The sequence below is a fragment of the Aminobacter sp. MDW-2 genome, from assembly GCF_014250155.1.
Taxonomy (GTDB): domain Bacteria; phylum Pseudomonadota; class Alphaproteobacteria; order Rhizobiales; family Rhizobiaceae; genus Aminobacter; species Aminobacter ciceronei.
On record NZ_CP060197.1, the window covers coordinates 3,538,565 to 3,557,708 of the forward strand.

General features: G+C 62.7%; 23 protein-coding genes. 10 read left to right on the plus strand and 13 right to left on the minus strand.

Features of this window, described 5'->3' with window-relative positions:
* Positions 1-92 precede the first annotated feature (92 nt).
* A complete protein-coding gene (locus H5P29_RS17370) occupies positions 93-965 on the minus strand; it encodes an ATP-binding protein (RefSeq protein WP_154384056.1) in 873 nt (290 codons plus the stop codon).
* A 181-nt stretch (positions 966-1,146) separates the two neighbouring features.
* Here H5P29_RS17370 and yajC point away from each other — a divergent pair, with 181 nt between their 5' ends.
* From yajC to H5P29_RS17400, 6 genes are all read left to right on the plus strand, one after another.
* Positions 1,147-1,488 (plus strand): preprotein translocase subunit YajC, encoded by a 342-nt coding sequence (yajC, locus tag H5P29_RS17375; protein ID WP_067961635.1) that lies wholly within the window; start codon positions 1,147-1,149, stop codon positions 1,486-1,488.
* A gap of 50 nt (positions 1,489-1,538) precedes the next feature.
* Complete coding sequence (gene secDF, locus H5P29_RS17380; RefSeq protein ID WP_067961636.1) at positions 1,539-4,094, plus strand: protein translocase subunit SecDF; 2,556 nt, start codon at positions 1,539-1,541, stop codon at positions 4,092-4,094.
* Between the two features lie 3 nt (positions 4,095-4,097).
* Positions 4,098-4,484, plus strand: coding sequence for an Mth938-like domain-containing protein (locus H5P29_RS17385; protein WP_154384057.1), 387 nt, complete (start codon positions 4,098-4,100; stop codon positions 4,482-4,484).
* 34 nt (positions 4,485-4,518) lie between these two features.
* A complete protein-coding gene (locus tag H5P29_RS17390; protein ID WP_067966476.1) occupies positions 4,519-5,319 on the plus strand; it encodes a phytoene/squalene synthase family protein in 801 nt (266 codons plus the stop codon).
* Positions 5,320-5,401: 82 nt separating this feature from the next.
* Complete coding sequence (locus H5P29_RS17395; RefSeq protein WP_067961640.1) at positions 5,402-5,839, plus strand: hypothetical protein; 438 nt, start codon at positions 5,402-5,404, stop codon at positions 5,837-5,839.
* Complete coding sequence (locus H5P29_RS17400; protein ID WP_154384058.1) at positions 5,839-6,789, plus strand: sterol desaturase family protein; 951 nt, start codon at positions 5,839-5,841, stop codon at positions 6,787-6,789. Before H5P29_RS17395 ends, H5P29_RS17400 begins: the two co-directional genes overlap by 1 nt.
* Positions 6,790-6,806: 17 nt before the next feature.
* On the opposite strand, the gene H5P29_RS17405 is transcribed toward H5P29_RS17400, so the two are convergent.
* Both H5P29_RS17405 and trmFO read right to left on the minus strand, forming a co-directional pair.
* Positions 6,807-7,325 carry a GNAT family N-acetyltransferase gene (locus H5P29_RS17405; RefSeq protein WP_154384059.1) on the minus strand — a complete coding sequence of 173 codons (519 nt, stop codon included), beginning with the start codon at positions 7,323-7,325 and terminating at the stop codon, positions 6,807-6,809.
* Between the two features lie 10 nt (positions 7,326-7,335).
* Positions 7,336-8,745 carry a methylenetetrahydrofolate--tRNA-(uracil(54)-C(5))-methyltransferase (FADH(2)-oxidizing) TrmFO gene (gene trmFO / locus H5P29_RS17410; RefSeq protein WP_154384060.1) on the minus strand — a complete coding sequence of 470 codons (1,410 nt, stop codon included), beginning with the start codon at positions 8,743-8,745 and terminating at the stop codon, positions 7,336-7,338.
* A 90-nt stretch (positions 8,746-8,835) separates the two neighbouring features.
* Between trmFO and H5P29_RS17415 the strand changes: the two genes are divergently transcribed.
* The gene (locus tag H5P29_RS17415) at positions 8,836-9,429 is read left to right on the plus strand and encodes a hypothetical protein (protein ID WP_154384061.1); all 594 of its coding nucleotides are present in this window, start codon (positions 8,836-8,838) and stop codon (positions 9,427-9,429) included.
* Between the two features lie 570 nt (positions 9,430-9,999).
* On the opposite strand, the gene H5P29_RS17420 is transcribed toward H5P29_RS17415, so the two are convergent.
* Both H5P29_RS17420 and H5P29_RS17425 read right to left on the minus strand, forming a co-directional pair.
* The gene (locus H5P29_RS17420; protein WP_018427695.1) at positions 10,000-10,140 is read right to left on the minus strand and encodes a DUF1127 domain-containing protein; all 141 of its coding nucleotides are present in this window, start codon (positions 10,138-10,140) and stop codon (positions 10,000-10,002) included.
* A 50-nt stretch (positions 10,141-10,190) separates the two neighbouring features.
* Positions 10,191-10,331 (minus strand): DUF1127 domain-containing protein, encoded by a 141-nt coding sequence (locus H5P29_RS17425; protein WP_082496386.1) that lies wholly within the window; start codon positions 10,329-10,331, stop codon positions 10,191-10,193.
* A 222-nt stretch (positions 10,332-10,553) separates the two neighbouring features.
* Between H5P29_RS17425 and H5P29_RS17430 the strand changes: the two genes are divergently transcribed.
* Both H5P29_RS17430 and H5P29_RS17435 read left to right on the plus strand, forming a co-directional pair.
* Positions 10,554-11,657, plus strand: a complete 1,104-nt coding sequence (locus H5P29_RS17430; protein ID WP_067966482.1) for a DUF2157 domain-containing protein — start codon at positions 10,554-10,556, stop codon at positions 11,655-11,657.
* Positions 11,654-12,265, plus strand: a complete 612-nt coding sequence (locus H5P29_RS17435; protein WP_182574082.1) for a GDYXXLXY domain-containing protein — start codon at positions 11,654-11,656, stop codon at positions 12,263-12,265. Before H5P29_RS17430 ends, H5P29_RS17435 begins: the two co-directional genes overlap by 4 nt.
* Positions 12,266-12,295: 30 nt before the next feature.
* Here the strand turns inward: H5P29_RS17435 and H5P29_RS17440 are convergent, their stop codons facing one another.
* Positions 12,296-13,867 carry a glycosyltransferase gene (locus H5P29_RS17440; protein ID WP_154384063.1) on the minus strand — a complete coding sequence of 524 codons (1,572 nt, stop codon included), beginning with the start codon at positions 13,865-13,867 and terminating at the stop codon, positions 12,296-12,298.
* 93 nt (positions 13,868-13,960) lie between these two features.
* Entirely contained in the window at positions 13,961-15,205 is a 1,245-nt protein-coding gene (locus tag H5P29_RS17445) for a glycosyltransferase family 4 protein (RefSeq protein ID WP_154384064.1), read from the minus strand.
* A gap of 210 nt (positions 15,206-15,415) precedes the next feature.
* Between H5P29_RS17445 and H5P29_RS17450 the strand changes: the two genes are divergently transcribed.
* On the plus strand, positions 15,416-16,840 hold the full coding sequence (locus tag H5P29_RS17450) for a DUF6538 domain-containing protein (protein WP_154384065.1): 1,425 nt from the start codon (positions 15,416-15,418) through the stop codon (positions 16,838-16,840).
* A gap of 132 nt (positions 16,841-16,972) precedes the next feature.
* Here H5P29_RS17450 and H5P29_RS17455 read toward each other — a convergent pair whose 3' ends face one another.
* From H5P29_RS17455 to H5P29_RS17480, 6 genes are read right to left on the minus strand one after another with little or no spacing between them, the layout of a single operon-like run.
* Positions 16,973-17,269, minus strand: a complete 297-nt coding sequence (locus H5P29_RS17455) for a hypothetical protein (RefSeq protein WP_154384066.1) — start codon at positions 17,267-17,269, stop codon at positions 16,973-16,975.
* Positions 17,262-17,639 carry a DUF4326 domain-containing protein gene (locus H5P29_RS17460; protein WP_246670684.1) on the minus strand — a complete coding sequence of 126 codons (378 nt, stop codon included), beginning with the start codon at positions 17,637-17,639 and terminating at the stop codon, positions 17,262-17,264. The genes H5P29_RS17455 and H5P29_RS17460 overlap by 8 nt, the downstream gene beginning before the upstream one ends.
* A 52-nt stretch (positions 17,640-17,691) precedes the next feature.
* A complete protein-coding gene (locus H5P29_RS17465) occupies positions 17,692-18,048 on the minus strand; it encodes a MazG-like family protein (RefSeq protein WP_154384068.1) in 357 nt (118 codons plus the stop codon).
* Positions 18,041-18,445, minus strand: coding sequence for a hypothetical protein (locus H5P29_RS17470; protein ID WP_154384069.1), 405 nt, complete (start codon positions 18,443-18,445; stop codon positions 18,041-18,043). The genes H5P29_RS17465 and H5P29_RS17470 overlap by 8 nt, the downstream gene beginning before the upstream one ends.
* Complete coding sequence (locus tag H5P29_RS17475) at positions 18,438-18,848, minus strand: hypothetical protein (RefSeq protein ID WP_154384070.1); 411 nt, start codon at positions 18,846-18,848, stop codon at positions 18,438-18,440. The genes H5P29_RS17470 and H5P29_RS17475 overlap by 8 nt, the downstream gene beginning before the upstream one ends.
* Complete coding sequence (locus tag H5P29_RS17480; protein ID WP_154384071.1) at positions 18,845-19,024, minus strand: hypothetical protein; 180 nt, start codon at positions 19,022-19,024, stop codon at positions 18,845-18,847. The genes H5P29_RS17475 and H5P29_RS17480 overlap by 4 nt, the downstream gene beginning before the upstream one ends.
* Between the last annotated feature and the right edge of the window lie 120 nt (positions 19,025-19,144).

A 19,144-nucleotide genomic window follows, 5' to 3' on the forward strand; every position in this document is an offset into this window, starting at 1 on the left:
CGGATCGATGCCGGCGCGGGTCGCGTGACCTCCATCAGTCCCGCCATATCAGCCCGTCCCGACCAGGGCCGGGCATTTTTCGTTTGGAGGGTTCAGTCTTTCAGCGGCTGGCCCAGGCGGCCGGCGAGGTCCTGGATGAACTGCCAGGCAACGCGGCCCGAGCGGCTGCCGCGCGTCGTCGCCCACTCCAGCGCCTCGGCGCGCAGGGTCTCCGGATCATTGTCGAAGCCGTGGTAACGGGCATAGCCGTTGACCATCTCGAGATATTCGTCCTGCGAGCATTTGTGGAAGCCGAGCCACAGGCCGAAGCGATCGGAGAGCGAGACCTTTTCCTCGACAGCCTCCGACGGGTTGATCGCCGTCGAGCGCTCATTGTCGATCATGTCGCGCGGCAGGAGATGCCTGCGGTTCGACGTTGCATAGAAGATGACGTTGGCGGGCCTGCCCTCGACGCCGCCTTCGAGGGCCGCCTTGAGCGACTTGTACGAGGTGTCGTCATGGTCGAACGACAGGTCGTCGCAGAACAGGATGAAGCGAAAGGGCGCCGCCTTGAGAAGGTTCATCAGCTTGGGCAGGGTGTCGATGTCCTCGCGGTGGATCTCGATCAGCTTGAGCGGCGTTGCCGTCTTGCCCGAGGCGTTGATCGTGGCATGTGCTGCTTTGACCAGCGACGACTTGCCCATGCCGCGCGCACCCCACAAAAGCACGTTGTTGGCAGGCAGGCCGGCGGCGAAGCGCTCGGTGTTGTCGACGAGGATGTCGCGGACGCGGTCGACGCCCTTGATCAGGCCGATGTCGACGCGGTTGACCCGCAATACGGGTTCGAGAAAGCCCGGATCGGCCGCCCAGACATAGCAGTCGGCGGTGGCGATGTCGGTTTCGGGGACGGACGGAGGCGCAAGCCTGGTTACCGCAGCGATCAGAAGATCCAGCTTGGAGTTGAGCGCTTCGATGGTCTTTTCCATGGCCGATCCCGTTAGTCTCTAGACATTACCTGTGCGCGACGCTGTAACACGCTCAAATTGCGCGGAAAAGCGCCACGGCTTGGGCCAAGCGTAGTTGCATTGGTGGCATGAGCGACTATATTCCGCGCACATTTCCGGGGTCCCGATGTGCGGTATCCCGATACTTTCTCAGGAGACATTCATGTTCGTCACGCCGGCATACGCACAGGCCGCCACCGCGGGAGCGCCCGACGTTCTCATCAGCATCTTGCCGTTTGTGCTGATCTTCGTGGTCATGTATTTTCTGATCATCCGCCCGCAGCGCACCCAGTTGAAGAAGCGCGGCGAGATGCTTACGGCGATCCGCCGCGGCGATACGGTCGTCACCGGTGGTGGCTTCGTCGGCAAGGTGAGCAAGGTCATCGACGACCACGAGCTCGAGATCGATCTGGGCAATGGTCTCAAGGTGACGGCGCTGCGTGCGACGATTTCCGACGTTCGGGTCAAGGGCGAGCCGATCGCCAACCAGAACGCCAAGAAGTAATCGTAGGCGGGCGATAAGCACCGCGATCACGCCTTATCGGACGAGGCCAAATGCTCTATTTCTCGCGCTGGAAGACAATCTCGATCTGGGCCGTCGTGCTCCTCGGGGTGCTCTTCACCATCCCGAACATGCTGACCCAGTCTCAGCTCGATTCCCTTCCGGGGTGGTTTCCCAAGCGCGCACTGACGCTTGGCCTCGACCTGCAGGGCGGTTCGCACATCCTGCTGTCCATCGACCGGCAGGACCTGGTCGATGAACGCCTGCAGGCGACCCGCGACGACATCCGCACGCTGCTGCGCGACGCTAAGATCGGCTACACCGGCCTGACCGGCACCGGCACCACGGTGCAGGTGCGCATCAGCGATGTGAACGAGATCGATGCGGCCAAGACGGCGCTCGCGCCGTTGGTTGCGCCGTTGTCGTCGAGCATGTTCGGCACCGGTACCGTGAGCGAGCTGTCGCTCGAGGAGCCCGAGGCCGGGCTTCTGCGCTACACGCTGACCGAAGGCGGCATCGACTACCGCGTCAACAATGCCGTGACCCAGTCGATCGAGGTCATCGGCCGCCGCGTCAACGAGCTCGGCACCACCGAGCCGATCATCCAGCGCGCCGGCGCCGACCGCATCCTGGTCCAGGTTCCGGGCCTTCAGGATCCGACCCGTCTCAAGGAAATCCTCGGCAAGACCGCCAAGCTGACCTTCCAGATGGTCGACCAGTCGATGTCGCCGCAGGAGGCCCTGCAGGGCCGCCCGCCGGCAGGCTCGACGGTCATGTATTCGCAGGACGATCCGCCCGTTCCCTATCTGATCGAAAACCGCGTCATCGTGTCGGGTGAAAACCTGACCGACGCGCAGGCGACCTTCGACCAGCGCACCTCGGAAGCCGTCGTTTCCTTCCGCTTCGACGGCAAGGGCGCATCGCGCTTCGGCCAGGCCACCCAGCAGAATGTCGGTCGCCTGTTTGCCATCATCCTCGACAACCAGGTGATCTCGGCACCGCGCATCAACGAGCCGATCCTCGGCGGTTCGGGTCAGATTTCCGGCAGCTTCACCGCTGAAAGCGCCAATGATCTGGCAGTGCTGCTGCGCGCCGGTGCGCTGCCCGCCGACCTCACCATCGTCGAGGAACGCACCGTCGGTCCGAGCCTTGGCGCCGACTCGATCGCCGCCGGCAAGTTCGCCTCGGTCATCGCAGGCATCCTCGTCGTCGGCTTCATGCTGGTCGCCTATGGCACGCTCGGCATCATCGCCAACATTGCGCTTGCCGCCAACGTGGCGCTCATCATCGCGATCCTGTCCATCCTGGGTGCCACGCTGACCATGCCCGGCATTGCCGGCATCGTGCTGACCGTCGGCATGGCGGTCGACTCCAACGTCATCATCTACGAACGCGTGCGCGAAGAGCGGCAACTCGGCCGATCCCTGGTACAGTCGCTGGACTCGGGTTTTGCCCGCGCGCTGGCGACTATCGTCGACGCCAACTTCACCACCTTCATCGCCGCCCTGATCCTGTTCTATCTCGGTTCGGGTCCTGTTCGCGGCTTCGCTGTCACGCTCGCCATCGGCATCTTGACGACCGTTTTCACCGCCTTCACCCTGACCCGCTGGCTGGTTTCGATCTGGCTGCGCCGCGCCAAGCCCAAGGAACTGCCCAAGGGCCTGGTGCGCTTCGTGCCCGACAACACCAGCTATCCGTTCATGTCTTGGCGGCGCCATGCCTTCACCCTGTCCGCAGCGGCGTCGATCCTGGCGGCCGTGCTGTTCTTCTCGATCGAGATGAATTACGGCATCGACTTCCGCGGCGGCACCAGCATCGAGGTGCAGTCCAAGAGCGGTACCGCTGACTCGGCCGCCGTCCGCGCCAGGCTGAGCGAGCTCAACCTCGGCGACGTTCAGGTGCAGGAGTTCGGCGCCAACAACACGCTACTGATCCGCGTCGAGGGGCAGAATGCCGGCGACAATGCCGAGCAGAGCGTGGTCGAGAAGGTGCGCGGCGAGCTTTCCGCCGAGTACGATTTCCGGCGCGTCGAATCGGTTGGACCGACGGTGTCGAGCGAACTGGCCTGGTCGGGAACGATCGGCGTGCTCGCCGCCATGCTGGCGATGCTGATCTATATCTGGTTCCGCTTCGAATGGCAGTTCGCGCTCGGTGCGATCATCGCGACTGTGCACGACGTGACGATGATGGTCGGGCTCTATGTCATAACCGGCATCGAGTTCAATCTGACCAGTATCGCGGCCATCCTGACGATCGTCGGCTATTCGATCAACGATACCGTCGTCGTGTATGACCGCGTCCGAGAAAACCTGCGCAAGTACAAGAAGATGCCGATCGAGCAGCTGCTCGACCTGTCGATGAACCAGACGCTGTCGCGTACCGTGCTGACCGGCGTGACGACGCTGTTGGCCCTGGTTTCGCTCTACCTGTTCGGTGGCGAGGTCATTCAGTCGTTCACGCTGGCGATGATCTTCGGCATCCTGGTCGGCACCTACTCGTCGATCTTCGTCGCTGGTCCGCTGCTCATCCTGTTCAGGCTGCGGCCTGAAGGCGCGGACGACATGGGCAAGCCGGCCGTGCCGGCCGGTGCCCAGCCGACCAAGTCGTAAGCCATGGCGGGAATGATCATCCGCGAGGCGCATTTCCCGGGACGGGCGCCCGTCGACGCTTATGGCGACGGTGGCTTCCGTTTCGCCGACATGTCGCATCGCGGATCGATCCTGTGCCTGCCGTCAGGCATCTATGGCTGGCAGCCGGCCGATGCGCAGGCGCTGCAGCCGTCCGATTTCGACAAGCTGTTCGCCGAGGCAGGGGCTGTGGAGATCCTGCTCGTCGGAATGGGTAAGGAGTTGCGCCGCCTGCCGGAAGCGTTGCGCGCCGCGCTGAAGGCCGCCGGAATCTCGGCCGACCCGATGTCGACGGGGGCAGCGGTGCGCACCTACAACGTGCTGCTTGCCGAAGATCGCGCCGCCGCCGCGGCCTTCATTGCTGTCGACTGACGTGCACGGCGCAAACGACCCGGCGAAAGCCCTGATGGATACGGTGCGCGTTGCCGATCGCGACCGCTATCTTGCCGCGCTCTACGCCCCCGAGGACAAGCGGCCGGCGCTTCTGGCGCTCTATGCGTTCAACGCCGAGATTGCAGCCATCCGCGACCGCGTCAGCGAGCCGATGCCCGGTGAGATCAGGCTGCAATGGTGGCGCGACGTCATTGCCTCGGGCAGTCGGGAAGCCGGCGCCGGACATCCGCTCGCCTCAGCCTTGATGGCGGCGATCGAATCCTATCGTCTGCCTGTCGCGGCTTTCGACAACTACCTCGAAGCCCGGATCTTCGATCTCTATGACGACCCGATGCCGTCGCGAACCGACCTCGAGGGCTATTGCGGCGAGACTGCCTCGGCGCTGATCCAACTGGCTTCGCTGGTGCTCGATGCCGACGGCGCGCCGAAGCATGCGGAGCTTGCGGGCCATGCTGGTTGCGCCCAGGCGATCGCAGGGTTGCTGCGCCTGCTGCCGATGCACCGGGCGCGCGGCCAATGTTATGTGCCACGGGACATCCTTGCTGCGGCCGGCCTGACGCCGGAAGAGTTCGTCGCTGGCATCGACGACCAGAGATCGACTGTCGCCGTCCAGGCGATGATTGCCTTGGCGCGCGAGCATCTCCGTGCCTTCGAACGCGGCGCCAAGGCGCTGCCGCAGTCATTGCGGCCAGCCTTCCTGCCGATTGCGCTGACGCCTGCCTATCTCGACCGCGTCGAGCGCGGCAAAGATGGCATGTCTGTGCTGCGCAAGCATTTCGCCATGGTCGCGACAGCTTCCCGTGGGTGGCGCTAGACTATCGTTGACGTAAACGTCAACCATGCTAGTCTGCCGCTGAAATCGCCTGGAGAGCGGTTTCGGGAGGACATCTGTTATCATGAGCTTGCCAATTCTGGTGGCGATGGTCGTCGTCGGCATATCAGCGGTAGTGGCTGCCGTGCATCTTAGTGGCGGCAGTGCAAAGGCGCAGCTGGCGGGCACGGACCATGCGCTGCAGCGGTTTGCCACTGACTTTCCTGATGTCGCGTCTCGCGCGGTGCTGCTGACCGAGGACGGCGGCACGGCGTTCCTGCAGCTCGACAACGGCTCCGTCGGTATCGTCCGCGGCATCGGTGACAAGTTTCTAACGCGTATCGTGACCGGGGCCGATGTGGCGGCCGTAACTGTCCGCGATGACAGGACCGTAGCGCTGAGCTTGCTCGACTTCACCTGGAAGGGCGGAGACTTCCGCTTCACGGATGCCGAGGCTGCCGGCGCTGTGGTCGCCGCGCTTTCGGGCAGATCAGGCGCAAGCGGCGAAGGGGATAAGGCGTGATGGAGAACTACGATTTTCCCAAGGTCACGGAGCTTGCGATTCCGTTCTTCGTGATCGCGATCCTGATAGAGCTTTGGCTTGTTCGCACAGGCCGGGCGAAGGGCGCTTTCGAAACGCGTGACACGCTGACGAGCCTGATGATGGGCACAGGAAACGTGGTTGCCGGCCTTTTGCTCGGCGTCGTGTCCTACTGGGCTCTGCTCTGGGTCTGGCAATTCAGCGTCTTCGACCTTGGCCTGTCGCTCTGGGTGTTCATCACAGCCTTCCTGCTCGATGACCTGCGCTACTACTGGTACCATCGCATCGCCCACCGCGTGCGCTGGGTCTGGGCCGAGCATGTGAACCACCATTCGAGCCAGCACTACAATCTGTCGACCGCGCTCAGGCAAAGCTGGACCGGCCTGTTCACCGGCATGTTCATCCTGCAGATGCCATTGGTGCTGCTCGGCTTCCACCCGGCGGTTATCGCCTTCGTCTTCGGCTTCAACCTGGTCTGGCAGTTCTGGATCCACACCGAGGCCATCGGCAGGATGTGGGCGTGGTTCGAGTTCATCTTCAACACGCCGTCACATCATCGGGTGCACCACGCCACCAACCCGCGTTACCTTGACGCCAATTTTGCCGGCACGCTGATCATCTGGGATCGCATGTTCAGCACTTTCGTCGAGGAACGGGAAGAGGACCTGCCGCGCTACGGTATCGTCCACAACATCGGCACCTTCAATCCGGTCCGCGTCGCCTTCCATGAATGGATTGGCATGTTCAAGGACGCATTCGCGCCCGGGCTCAGCCTGCGCCAGCGCCTCGGTTACCTGTTCATGCCGCCGGGCTGGAGCCATGACGGCTCGCGCGAGACCTCGGAAAGCCTGAAAGCCGCCTATGTCAGGCGCAATCCCGGCGAAGCGGGCAAGCCGGGGCTGCCTGAAGCGGGGCCGATACCTGGCGAGTGACCTCGCGCGCGTGAGCGCTAGGACGAGACGTACCGCTCGCGCCGCGTGAAGAACAGGAATCGATCAAGCCCGCGGGCGTTGACGTAGGAGCGGACGTCATGGTGCATGCGCCGGGCGACGCTGGCCGATGACGCATTGTCGGTGGCGACAATCGAGCCGATCAGGGGCTCGGTGGTCCTGGCGAAACCGAAAGCCATGGCGGCGCGGGCGGCTTCGAGCGCGTAGCCGCGTCCGCGCCATTGCGACGCTATGTGATAGCCGATTTCCAGCACGCGGGTGCCGCCGGCATCCTGCCAGGTCGGGCCGCAGTCTCCGATCAGCGCACCACTGGTCTTGTCGATGATTGCCCACAGGCCAAAACCGTCGCGCTGGTAGCGTTCGCGGTTGCGGTCGATCCACTCGATCGCCGCGGCCTCGTTCGTCATCTCCGGATAGAAACGATGGGCATAATCGTCATTGAAGACGGACTGGATCGCGACGGCGTCGCCGCGTTCCATTTCCCTGAGCGTCAGCCGTTGCGTTTCCGCAAGCGCCATGGCCTGATGCCTACTCCGCGGCCTGTGCCGCTGGGGCAAGGCCGAGCCAGGCGCGGCAGTCGACGAGCGCGCGCGCCGTCATCGCCTTCTTCTTGGCAACGGTCTTTTCCTTGCCGCGCAGGCGCTTGCCTTCGACTTTCGGCGCTTCCATGACCGGAAACAGGCCGAAATTGACGTTCATCGGCTGGAACGAGCGCTTGCCAGGCTCGTCGTCCGAGACGATGTGCCCGCCGGTGATGTGGTTGAGCAGCGCACCGAAGGCGGTGGTCACGGGTGGCGTGCTGATCTGTTGCCCCAAGCGCTGGGCGGCGGCGAAGCGGCCGGCCAAAAGCCCGATGGCAGCACTTTCGACATAACCCTCGCAACCGGTGATCTGGCCGGCAAAACGCAGGCCCGGTCGCGACGTGAGCTGCAGCGTCGGGTCGAGCAGGGTCGGCGAATTGAGATAGGTGTTGCGGTGCAGGCCACCGAGACGCGCAAATTCGGCGTTTTCCAGCCCCGGAATCATGCGCAGCACATTGACCTGCTCGCCATGCTTCAGCTTGGTCTGAAAACCGACCATGTTGTACAGCGTGCCGAGCGCATTGTCCTGGCGCAGCTGCACAACTGCATAGGCTTTCACAGTCGGGTTGTGCGCATTGGTCAGGCCCATCGGCTTCATCGGCCCGTGGCGCAGGGTCTCGCGACCACGCTCGGCCATCACCTCGATCGGCAGGCAGCCGTCGAAATAGGGCGTGCCTTCCCACTCCTTGAACTCGGTCTTCTGTCCATCGAGCAGCGCCTGGACGAAGGCGTCGTACTGCTCCTTGTCCATCGGGCAGTTGATGTAGTCCTTGCCGGTACCGCCGGGGCCGACCTTGTCGTAGCGCGACTGGAACCAGCAGACATTCATGTCGATGCTGTCGAAATGGATGATCGGCGCAATCGCGTCGAAAAAGGCGAGCGCGTCGGCACCGGTGCTGGCGGCGATCGCCTCGGCCAGCGAAGGTGCGGTGAGCGGGCCAGTTGCGATGATCGTCTGGTCCCAGTCCTCGGGCGGGAGGCCGGTGATTTCCTCGCGCACGATTGATATCAACGGATGCGCTTCGAGCCGTGCGGTGACGGCATTGGAGAAACCGTCGCGGTCGACGGCGAGCGCGCCGCCGGCGGGAACCTGGTTGGCGTCGCCGGCGCTCATGATCAGCGAGCCGGCAAGCCGCATCTCGGCGTGCAGCAGGCCGACGGCGTTGGTTTCGGCGTCATCCGAGCGGAACGAATTGGAACAGACAAGCTCAGCCAGGCCGTCGGTCTTGTGCGCGTCGGTGCCGCGCACGCCGCGCATTTCATGCAGGATGACAGGCACGCCGGCCGAAGCCACCTGCCATGCCGCTTCCGATCCGGCGAGACCGCCGCCGATGATGTGAATGGGTTTTGTGCTCATGGCGCCGGAATAATCCCTTGGACGGGGGAATGCAACGATTGGGCGGCTTGCGAGTTGCGCCCGATGCGGGACAGTCACTAGGATATCGCCATGACGAGACGTGCGATCATCCTTTTTGCTGGCCTCATATCGATCATGGCCGGCGGTCCGGTCACGGAGGCCGTGGCCGCGCCAGCAAGAACCATCGACATCTGCCATGGTTATGGCTGCGCCTTTCGTTCGCGCCTCGATCTTGGCCTCGGTGATGACCGCAAGTTGGCATCGATCATGGCTGCCGGCCGTGCCACGCCGGAGGCCGAGCGCAAGGCGATCGCCCGGGCAGTCAGCTATTTCGAAAAGCGGGCGCAGCAGGTGACAGGCGTGCGCGATCAGCCACGCTCGGAGTTCGGCGCCTCGAAAATACGCGGACAGATGGATTGCGTCGATGAGTCGACCAATACCGATGCATTGCTGCGCTACCTCGCGCGTCGCGGCCTGCTCCGCCACCACAAGGTGGAGGCACGCGATTCCAGGGGCTTCCTGCTCGATGGCCGCTATCCGCACTGGACGGCGGTGATCCGGGCCCCCGACGGCGTCAAATGGGTTGTCGATTCCTGGTATGCGCCGATGGGTGGCGCGCCCGACATCATCCGGCTCAACGACTGGAAGCAGCGTGGTGTGCTGGATAGCGGCGCGCTGAACTAGGGCAGTTATCTCCCGAGATCGAAGGCGCGGCGCCAAAACGACAACACCCGCCGGGGGAGGACCGGCGGGTATTGGTTTTGGTGGTCAGCCTCTGGGAGGAGGAGGAAGCTGACCTATTCGCCTTTGCCGGGGAGGAGGTCGGCGCAGGCTGAATTCTGTTCGCCAATCGAAGAGGGCGACGCTCTCTACAGCGCAGCGCGTCCATTTGGACGCGCAAAGGACGCTGTAGAACTTATGGTGGGTGCATGATCCTTTCCGAAAATCGATTTCGATATTCGGGATCATGCACCGGGTAACAACACCTGCCGGGGGAGGAGGTCCGGCAGGTGTCGTTATTGGTGGTCAGCTCAATGGGAGAAGAAAGCTGACCTATTCGCCTTTGCCGGGGAGGAGGTCGGCGCAGGCTGAATTCTGTTCGCCAATCGAAGAGGGCGAGGCTCTCGGGCTAACGACACCCGCCGGGGGAGGAGGATCCGGCGGGTGTGTTAAGGTGGTCAGCTCAATGGGAGGAGAAAGCTGACCGGATCCATCGGGGTCGGGGAGGAGGTCGACCCGGACGGAAAGCTTGAATTAGATTGCGCGGCGGGCGATCGACTGGATCTCGCCACGATTGATGCCGAGATCGGCAAGCTGGCGGTTCGACAGACGGCCAAGCTCGTTCACCGTCTCGCGATATGCACGCCAGTTGCGGTAAGTGCGGAGCAAGTTCATTTCAGTTCTCTTTTCGGTTCGGACAGGTAGTTTGGGTAGATCGGCTTCGGTTAGATCGCCTTGCGAGCGACGAAGTGGATGTCGCTGCGGGTAATGCCGAGGTCGGTCAGTTCACGGTTCGACAGGCGGCTCAGCTCGGAGACAGTGTCACGGTAGCGGCGCCAGTTGCGGTAATTGCGGATCAGGTTCATCTTCGTTTTCCGTTCGTCTTCTTTTCTCTTCTGTGTACGGGGCGTAGATAGGATGCCCTTGCCTAAAATTGAAGCGCTATGCTCGCATGGCAGCAATGCGTTTTGTGCATTGCAACATTAATGGGCATTAAGGCTTCGGTCATAATTGTGACCGAATCTGAAATTCGCCATGATGACAACGGCTTGGCCCTGGTGTGGGCCGTCGGGCAGGGGAAGCGACATATGGCGAGCTATGCCACCAAGGTGAAGAACGACATCGGCCGTTGGGTCGACAGCGGGCTCGTCGACCGCGCGACCGGTGACGCGCTGATCCGCGATGTCGAGACCAATGAGCGCAACGGGCTCAATTTCGGTTCGATCCTCGCCATGATGGCGGCTCTGCTGTTTGCGGCAGCGATCCTGATCCTTGTCGCGGCCAACTGGGAAGCAATACCGCGCCCGGCGCGAGTGGCCTCGCTGTTTGCCGTGATCTTCGCGGGTTATGTCGGCGGAGCCGTGCTCAAGCAGCGGGACCATGGCGGCTTCGCCGAAGCATTGTGGTTGATCGCTGCCGCGGCCTTTGGCGGTTCGATCGCGCTGATCGGCCAGATGTACCATTTCTCCGGCGACGAGGCGGCGGCGATCGTCACCTGGTCGATAGGCACGGCCATAGCCGCGGCCGCACTGCGTTCGAATGCCCTGACTGTCGCCGCCATCGGCATCGCCGACGCATGGCTGGTGACGAAGGGATTTGAGCTGTTCCGCCGCGCGGAGTTTCCGCATCTCTTCATTGTGTTCATGGCCGCATACTGGGCGCTGTCGTTCTGGACGCAGAGCCGCGCTGCGCGCCACCTGATCGCGCTGTCGGTCATTCTCTATGCGGTGCTGCTCGGCTTTCACTACGAGTCGCTGGAGGTCGGGCTGGTGCTTGCGCTGGTCTCGGCAGCGCTTCTCGCCGCTGCAGCGCTGGCACCTGCGGCTTCGGAGCGCATTGCCCAGCTTGGCGGGCGGCTGCCGCTGCACGCGCTGATCGGCTTCCTCTCCGGTATGGGCATGGTCCAGCTCGACCAGATGGATGATGCAGGCTTTGTCATCGCCGCTGCCGTGGCGCTGGCGGTCATCGCGGCCGTGATCGTCTTCCTCGGTCGCGAGAGTCGAGGCTTGCGCTGGATCGCCTATATCGGCTTCGCCTTCGAATTGGCGATCGTCTACATGGTGACGGTCGGCTCCATGTTGGGCACGGCAGGCTTCTTCTTCGCAGCTGCAATAATCCTCGCCGGCCTAGCTTATGCGATCATCCGCATCGAACGGCGCATGAAATCACAGCCAGCCCAGGGAGCCGCGTGATGACCCGCTACAAGCTCGTTGTCGCCGCCATTGTCGTGGCCCTGGCGCAAATCGGTTTCCTCGGCTGGATGATCGTCGGGCGCGCGGCGATCCTGCGCGACGGCAAGGAAATCCTGCTCAAGGTCGAGCCCGTCGACCCGCGCGACCTGTTGCGCGGCGACTATGTCAGGCTTGGCTACGACATCTCGCGCATTCCTGTCGAAATCGTCGAAAACCTACCACAGGGTGAAGCGGCGGCCGTGGAAGGATGGCCGATCGTCGTCCGCTTGAAGAAGGACGCTGATGGGTACTGGCGCGCCAAATCCGCCATGCTCACTACTGACTCGACGATCGCAAGCCCGGATGAGGTCGATCTTAGCGGCCAGGTCACCAATGCCTGGAGCCTGACGCCGGGTTCGACCATTAGCGTCGACTACGGCATCGAGCGCTTCTATGTGCCGGAGGGCGAAGGGTTGGCCATCGAGGAGGAGATGCGCAAGCGCAACTCCGGCGCGGAGCCCGAATTGCGCAGCTTCGGCATCAAGGTGGCGGTCGGCAGCGACGGCACCGGCCAGATCAAGGCACTGATGGACGGCGACACAATGCTGTTTGAGGAACCGCTCTATTAAGGCATCAAGACAGGGCAAGTCCGCTGGCGTTCACCAGGGGACGTGCAGTACTTCTATTTTAGGCAGCCCGAGCGGCACGAAGCCGAGATCATTGGCAAGGGCAGCAAAGCCTTCTGTCTCGAGCAGGAACCTGTAGGGGATCTCGGGAAAGTTGAGGCCGCCGCGATGCAGCGCTGCGTCGACGAGCAGCATCGTGCCACCGACGCCGTCGAGGTTTACGCTGTCGAGATGGCGCAGGTCGCTAAGGTAAAGCCTGGTGTTTTCCTTGGCTGGAGGCTGGTAGAGGCCGCCGCGCAGCGCGCGGTAGTATCGGTAATCCCTTGGCTTTCGGAGAGTGGCAAAGCTGTTCATGTCGAAGCTGCCACCACCCGGCGCCACCGCGCAGTTGGGAACGACGATCCTGCCGCCCGAAGCGATCAGGCGCGATATGGCGTCCGAGGGATAACGCCAGACGTCGATATCGATCCACAGAGCCCAGTCGTCACTGGCATCGAGCCCGTGGCTGATGAGATGATTGCGGACGGCGGCAATGGCCGAGCGGCGCTTGCGTTGAAGGCTCGGCTTCCAGCGCTTCGCTCGTTCCATCTTGATGCCAAGGTCCTTCTTGAGCAGCACGATGTCGCGGTAGTTTCCCTTGAGTGCAGCGGTCGCTTCGGTCAGCCTTTCCCAACTGCCGTCGCTGCTGTCGCCTTCGCAGAACACCAGCTTTATGCACTCCTTGGGGTGGCCGAGCCGGGCGAGCGCTGCGAGGAAGGGTTCAATGTGGTCGGCGGCATCGCGCAATGGCACAAGTATCGCGATGTTGTTGCCCGAGGGCGGTAGGCGGTTGAGGGCAGCCGGGTCGACTGCCGCCTGTGCTGCGGCCAGGTCGAGCTGCTCGCCTTTGGTCAAGGCATGCCGCGCCTGATAGTAGCTTTGCCGCAACCGTGCCAGCAAAGACGGTGGTTTGGGTTTGATCCACCAGGTGCCGGCCCAGTGATGAATGGACAGGGTCGCGGTCGTGGCGGCGTCGGCCGAATTGCCGCTGCTGCCAGCCGGGCTGAAAAGTTCGTTCGGGTGGATCGCAAAGGCCGACTGATCGGGGAAACTCAGCTGCGCCGCCGTCAGAAGGCATGGGCCCGTGGCATCGAGAACGTCCCGCGCATCCTTGACCAAAGGCAGATAGGCAAGCAGGTGGGGCCAGAACGGGTGTCCTTTCGGGCTCGCCATCGTCCCGTTGAAGAGAAGGTGAGGCAGGTTGCGCATGCGCGTCTGCGCATCCGACTGACTTTGGGGTTCCTTGCACAGGACGACGCGGTTCTCGTCCAAAAGCCCGTCGAAGGGCGCCACGCATTCGCAGTCGATGTCGGCATAGACGCCACCGAAATGGTGCAGCAGCATGTAACGCGCAGCGTCCGCACGCTGGACGCCGACCTTGTAGCTGCAGTAGGTCTCAAGATAATCAGGATAGTGTTCGGCGACAAAGTCGAGCAGCATCCTGTCGCTCCACAAGATGTGCCGCCAGCCCGGATTGTGTTTCTCCCAACTCGTCGACCAGCTGAGGAATTTGTCGGGAATTCTGTCCGTCTTCCAGGTCTGGTGAAGAATTTTTGGAATTGTCATGCAAAGCCGATCAACTTCGTCTTTCAGTCATCCTGCATGTCATGGCATTATTAGACAAGGCTTATCAAGCTGATATCGAGAGTTTCTCGGATATCACGCGAGGCTGGATCTGACGGCCGCCGCGATGGCTTTCGGACCGAAGCGCTGCGTGACTGTTTCACGGGCACGGAGCCGCCGCGCCTGAAGCCAGTCGGTGTCCGTGCACAGCGCCGCCGCGCGCGCGGCGAGGTCGTCGTCGGTCTCGGCAAAGTCGATGTCGACACCGTCGACAAGGCCGAGGCCTTCCGCAGCCAGCCGGGTGGCCACGACCGGGAGGCCCCAGGCCATCGCTTCCAGTATTTTCAGCCGCGTGCCGCCGCCGCTGACCAGCGGTACGACGGCAAGATGCGCTCGGCGATAAAGCTCCGCAAGATCGTCTGGATTGGCTATCAGTTCGACATTGGGCAAGGCAGCCACGTCGCCAAGGCTGCGGTGCGGGTTGCGCCCGGCAATGACGAGCCTTGCGCCGCCGATCGCGGCGTGCAGCCGCGGCAGGATTTGCGTTGCCAACCGCCGCGCCGCTTCGAGATTCGGCGGGTAGTTGAGGTGGCCGATGAACAGCAGCGTCGGCTGGCCCGTGGCCATTGCGGGCTGGTCGGCCAATTGTTCCGGGATGAGATCAAACCGGGGAACGCCATTCGGAACGACATCGGCAAGGGCACGCCCGCCGGACAGGTCGCGTAGTCTGTCGCGATCCTGCTCCGAGCAGACCCAGACCTTGTCCACCATGCGCAGCGACTGCAACTCGATGTCGCGCATGCGCCTGACATGGCGGGCCTTCTTTGAGAACAGCCCTCCCAGCCAGCCGGTTTTCGGCATCATCTGCCTGAAAAGGTCGGACTCTATGTTGTGCATGTCGAGCACGATCGTCGACGCCAGTGGGCGCAGATGCTCGAGGAGAGGAAACAGTGGAATACCCTCGACGACGATGGCATCGGGCTTGAAGTCGCGTGCCGCCGCCAGCAGGCGCGTAAGCGCGACTTGCGGGATGCGCGTGTCGATCGGGGTCCGGCGTTTGGCGAGGCGCGGCGAGGTTGCGGCCTCGGCTGCGTTGGCAAGGGCGAGTGTCGTGATCCTGTCGTCGTCGAGCGTCGTAGGTGCAGCTGGTGCGTGGACCGAGGTCGCCAGCACATCACCCAGCCCCGCAAGGGCCTGGACATTCTGCCAGTTGCGTAGATCCCCACCCGAAACGGGCGGCCACACCGCATCGGAGGCAATGAGCAGGCTGCGTCGCGGTCGGACCGGGCGATTGTTGTCGGCAGTGGAGGTGGTAGCTGGGGGATTTGTCGTTGCGTGCACGGCTCGATCACTCGCGATCAGAGGTTTCAGGTCCGCCGGGCAGAGCGTCTATGGTGCGGATGATACGCCCCCTACTTAGCGGGCGTGGTTCTCCGTAAGATATTGAAAATCCAATATCTTTTCGTGGGTTGTATTTCTCGTATTGCATCAGTCTATATTTTGGTGCCACAGATTGTGCCACAAATTGTGCCACACCTTAGGCGCCCATAAATGCGGAATAGCAGAAACGAACAGGATCGTCACCTGATCCTGAGGCGGGGAATTTATCATTACAAGCGTCGGGTGCCGGCTGTCGTGGTCGACATGGATGCGCGCTCGCCTCATGTTCGGACCTCCCTAAAGACTGCGGATCTGGCTCTGGCGCGCAGCAAGCGCGATGCGCTCGAAGCGGCGGATGACCAGCTATGGGCGGCCATGATAGCCGACGAGCCCCGCGTCGCGGCTCAAGCCAGATACAAGGCCGCGGTGAAGCGCGTCGAGGCTATGGGCTTCAGCTATCAGCCAGCCAGTGAGATCGCCACTGCGGATCTGCGGGACGTGGTGTCTCGCCTAGAGGCGGTCATGGACGAGCGGACGCCGGTTGCGACCAACCGGGCCGTTCTGGGGACCGAAAACGTTCCGCCTGTGACCCTGACAGCTGCGTTCAAGGTCTACACTGACGAGATTGTCCACGACGAGCTGCAGGGCAAGAGCGAGAGCCAAAAGCGCTCCTGGAAGAAGGTCAAGCAGCGGGCCGTGAACAACTTCGTCGATCTCGCTGGTGACAAGGCCATGCCGGACATCACGCGCGCTGACGGCCTCAAGGTCTACACCTATTGGCTGGAACGAATTGCGCCAAAGAAGGGGAAGCCGACACACAAGCCTACGTCAGGCAACCGTGATCTTGGCAACCTGCGAGGGCTTTACGAGAGCTACCACAAGCACATGGGGGTGGAGGTCAAACAGAACCCGTTCGACGGCCTTGGCTTCGCCGAGAAGACGAAACGGTCGCGGCCACCTATCCCAACCGAGTGGATCAAGGCCAAGTTGCTGGCCGGCGATAGCCTCACTGGCCTGAACCCACAGGCGCGCGGCGTGCTTCTGGCCATGATCGAGACCGGCGCCCGACCAAGCGAGTTGTGCAACCTGCAGAAGACTGAAATCTTCCTCGATGTCAAAGTCCCATACATTCGCATCGAGCCGCGGGAGGGCCACGACAATCCCCGCGAGATTAAGACAGAGTCGTCCGTGAGATCGATCCCGCTGGTAGGAGTGGCGCTGGCGGTGTTCCGCGCTTTCCCGAATGGCTTCCCGCGCTATCGCGACAAAGAGAACAGCCTCACGACGGCGATCAACAAATACCTGCGCGAAAGCGAGTTGCTGCCCTCAGACAAGCACACCTTCTACAGCCTTCGGCATTCCTTCGAAGATCGGATGAAAGAGGGCGGGCTCGACGAGGAGCTACGCCGGGGCCTCATGGGCCATACTATTCAGCGGCCGAAATATGGTAGCGGCGGCGCGCTAGCCTGGCAGCGAGACGAGCTCAATAAGATTGCTCTGCCTTTTGATCCAGGGATCGTCGAGCACGCTCAAACACGTCGTCCAAATCGTCGTGAGACCGACGAAGCGCGTCAGCCTCCCTCTCAAGCCTCCTGAATATCGGAAGCATGCGGGGCGCGTGCTCGCGGTCCTGCATCATGATCACGGCCAAGCGATCGAGGCACTTCTCGATGCGATCGAGCGTGATTGGGGCGTCGTCGGGACGCGATTTTGCGACCCGCGCCCGCGTCATTCCGCCTTATCCTTCCGTGCGGGGCGAAGATCGATGATCTGCACGACCTCCTTGTTGACGACGATTGCCGCAAAGCCCGTCGGCATCCTTGGATCGGCTATGACAGGGACGCCCGCGAACGTGTGCCCTGTGGCGTGCGGGTCGTTTACGAGTACCGGTGTGCCGCTGCGCTCTATTGCGCTAAGCAGGGTGGCAAATGCGTCGACGCGGATTTCTGCCAGCGCAACAGGCTTCGTCGGCAGATGCCGGAAAACGGCGTCGAACAGTTCGTCCGTCTCCACCCTCTCAGCCATCCGCCTTATCCTTCTGTGTAACAGGGGCGGGGGAATTCGCGAGTTCGAGCAGAACATCCGCGTGGCATGGCTGATCGAGCCGGCACCAACAGGCAAGGTTCTTGCCAGCCAACTCGGCGCGGATCGTCTTCCGGTTGCGGTGGTACGGACCGAAGCCGCCCCAGATTTCCAAAGTGCCGCCTTCCGTCGTTGGCAACGTGGTCTTGGCATCTGGGTCCCAGTCGACCGAATTGCGGAACGCCTGAATGGCATCCTCGACGGTTTCGCAGGTTCGAAACTGGCTCGTCGCCGGGTCGAACATGGTGCTGCCGACCTTCCAGTCGTTCCCCCAACGGTTGGGCCGCGCGACATTCACGGTGTTCTCGGGCATCTTCCAGCCCTTCTTGCGCGAAAGCTGGACGCGGACTGGCGTCTCCACCCTTCTACCCATTTGCTTCTCCCTCGGGTGGGGCGAGTCGAGTGGCGAGGCCGACCTTTTCCGACGTGGCATTGAATTTGGCGGCCACGGCGGCCACAAGATCAATGCCCTCGTGCATGGCGATGAGGTCGGCGCAGATGATGACGTCTGCCAGCTCTTCCGCAAGCTGCTCAAGGGTGGCGCGGCTGCCACGAATGCCTAGGCGCTCGCGCTCGATCTTCTTGATGATGTTGCACGCTTCGCCTACTTCGCCGGCAAGTTCAGTTGCCCGGTAAGTCAACGATATGGCGTTAGCGCTGTCCCATTCGGCCTGACGAGCGATGTTCGCGGCGCGCAGTGTGGTGTGGGTGGTCTCAGCCATTTCGATCTTCCTTATTGGGGAGGGAAGGAGGAGCGGGGAGAGGCTGCCAGTGGGTCGGGCCGTGCCAATTGATCTCGCTCACCGGGCCGGCGTGGTAGTCGCCATAGCTCGTGTTGGCCCACCACCAGTCGCCGTTGTCGTAGTTTTCTGGGTCGAAGTAGGCCTCACCGACGTGGAAGTCGTCTTGATCTTTTGTAGGCACTGCGATGATGATGGCCGTTCGGTCCTTCGGCGCCGTCTCGATAGGCTGCCAGCGGCCCGCCTCCAGTTCAGCTATTCGCTTATCCTTGGCGTCGAGTTCGTCGGCCGCACGATGCAGCAGGCGGTGGGGCCATGCGATTTTCGCGTGCGGGTGGCCGCTGCACGCCTTGCGCAGTTCGTCTGCGATCTCAGCCATTGCTATTCTCCTGGAGGGCTTTCAGGGTGGCGATCAGGAGGGCAATGGCGGGGGTGGCGGCACTGACGCGATGACCTTTGCCCATTCCGCCCGCCGGCCAGACCCATGCCTCGCCTTTGGCGTTGATGGGCACGAAGCCATCCCACCCCGGCAGCACGCGCTCTACCAGTCCAACGGCTGCGTCGAGGGAGGCGGTGTATGACGGCACATGCTCATTCGCAAAGCCGCCTATGTGAGTTGCGCTGGGGCGGCGCGAAGCCGGGTAGGACTCCATGGTGTAGTTGGCCGTTTTCCAAATCGTCTCGCCGCCAAAGAGCGTGACATCGATCTCGGCTTCAACCTCCCGGTCCGGCCCTTCCAGCTTCTCCAGCCGCTCGATAAGCCCGCGCAGGTTGTCGGTCATGCTGCGGATCTCCGCTGTTCTTTCCACGCGCGGTGATAGAGGTCGTCAAGTCGGTCGGCGACGCGAAGCTCAAGCTCCGAGCGCTCTTCTGGTGCGGTCCAGTTGGCGTGGTATGCCTCTTTGAGGGCGTAAAGCTCATCCTTGGTCAGTCGAAGTGTGTACAGCTTCTCGCTCACAGCCCACCCCCTTGCGCGCTGGCACTAGGGGCGACGAGAGCGGCACGGGCGCGGCGATACATGCGGTGTGCCGTGTAGTACGGGTTAGGCGCAGGCTGACCTATCGCGTGCTTTGCTGCC

Coding starts and splice junctions, on each gene's coding strand:
- H5P29_RS17420 (WP_018427695.1), bottom strand. CDS start 10,140: ATGAACTTGCTCCGCACTTACCGCAACTGGCGTGCATATCGCGAGACG.
- H5P29_RS17390 (WP_067966476.1), top strand. CDS start 4,519: ATGGATACGGTGCGCGTTGCCGATCGCGACCGCTATCTTGCCGCGCTC.
- H5P29_RS17395 (WP_067961640.1), top strand. CDS start 5,402: ATGAGCTTGCCAATTCTGGTGGCGATGGTCGTCGTCGGCATATCAGCG.
- H5P29_RS17465 (WP_154384068.1), bottom strand. CDS start 18,048: ATGGCTGAGACCACCCACACCACACTGCGCGCCGCGAACATCGCTCGT.
- H5P29_RS17455 (WP_154384066.1), bottom strand. CDS start 17,269: ATGGCTGAGAGGGTGGAGACGGACGAACTGTTCGACGCCGTTTTCCGG.
- H5P29_RS17425 (WP_082496386.1), bottom strand. CDS start 10,331: ATGAACCTGATCCGCAATTACCGCAACTGGCGCCGCTACCGTGACACT.
- H5P29_RS17430 (WP_067966482.1), top strand. CDS start 10,554: ATGGCGAGCTATGCCACCAAGGTGAAGAACGACATCGGCCGTTGGGTC.
- H5P29_RS17475 (WP_154384070.1), bottom strand. CDS start 18,848: ATGACCGACAACCTGCGCGGGCTTATCGAGCGGCTGGAGAAGCTGGAA.
- H5P29_RS17405 (WP_154384059.1), bottom strand. CDS start 7,325: ATGGCGCTTGCGGAAACGCAACGGCTGACGCTCAGGGAAATGGAACGC.
- H5P29_RS17470 (WP_154384069.1), bottom strand. CDS start 18,445: ATGGCTGAGATCGCAGACGAACTGCGCAAGGCGTGCAGCGGCCACCCG.
- H5P29_RS17385 (WP_154384057.1), top strand. CDS start 4,098: ATGGCGGGAATGATCATCCGCGAGGCGCATTTCCCGGGACGGGCGCCC.
- H5P29_RS17370 (WP_154384056.1), bottom strand. CDS start 965: ATGGAAAAGACCATCGAAGCGCTCAACTCCAAGCTGGATCTTCTGATC.
- H5P29_RS17450 (WP_154384065.1), top strand. CDS start 15,416: ATGCGGAATAGCAGAAACGAACAGGATCGTCACCTGATCCTGAGGCGG.
- H5P29_RS17415 (WP_154384061.1), top strand. CDS start 8,836: ATGACGAGACGTGCGATCATCCTTTTTGCTGGCCTCATATCGATCATG.
- H5P29_RS17400 (WP_154384058.1), top strand. CDS start 5,839: ATGGAGAACTACGATTTTCCCAAGGTCACGGAGCTTGCGATTCCGTTC.
- H5P29_RS17460 (WP_246670684.1), bottom strand. CDS start 17,639: ATGCCCGAGAACACCGTGAATGTCGCGCGGCCCAACCGTTGGGGGAAC.
- trmFO (WP_154384060.1), bottom strand. CDS start 8,745: ATGAGCACAAAACCCATTCACATCATCGGCGGCGGTCTCGCCGGATCG.
- secDF (WP_067961636.1), top strand. CDS start 1,539: ATGCTCTATTTCTCGCGCTGGAAGACAATCTCGATCTGGGCCGTCGTG.
- yajC (WP_067961635.1), top strand. CDS start 1,147: ATGTTCGTCACGCCGGCATACGCACAGGCCGCCACCGCGGGAGCGCCC.
- H5P29_RS17440 (WP_154384063.1), bottom strand. CDS start 13,867: ATGACAATTCCAAAAATTCTTCACCAGACCTGGAAGACGGACAGAATT.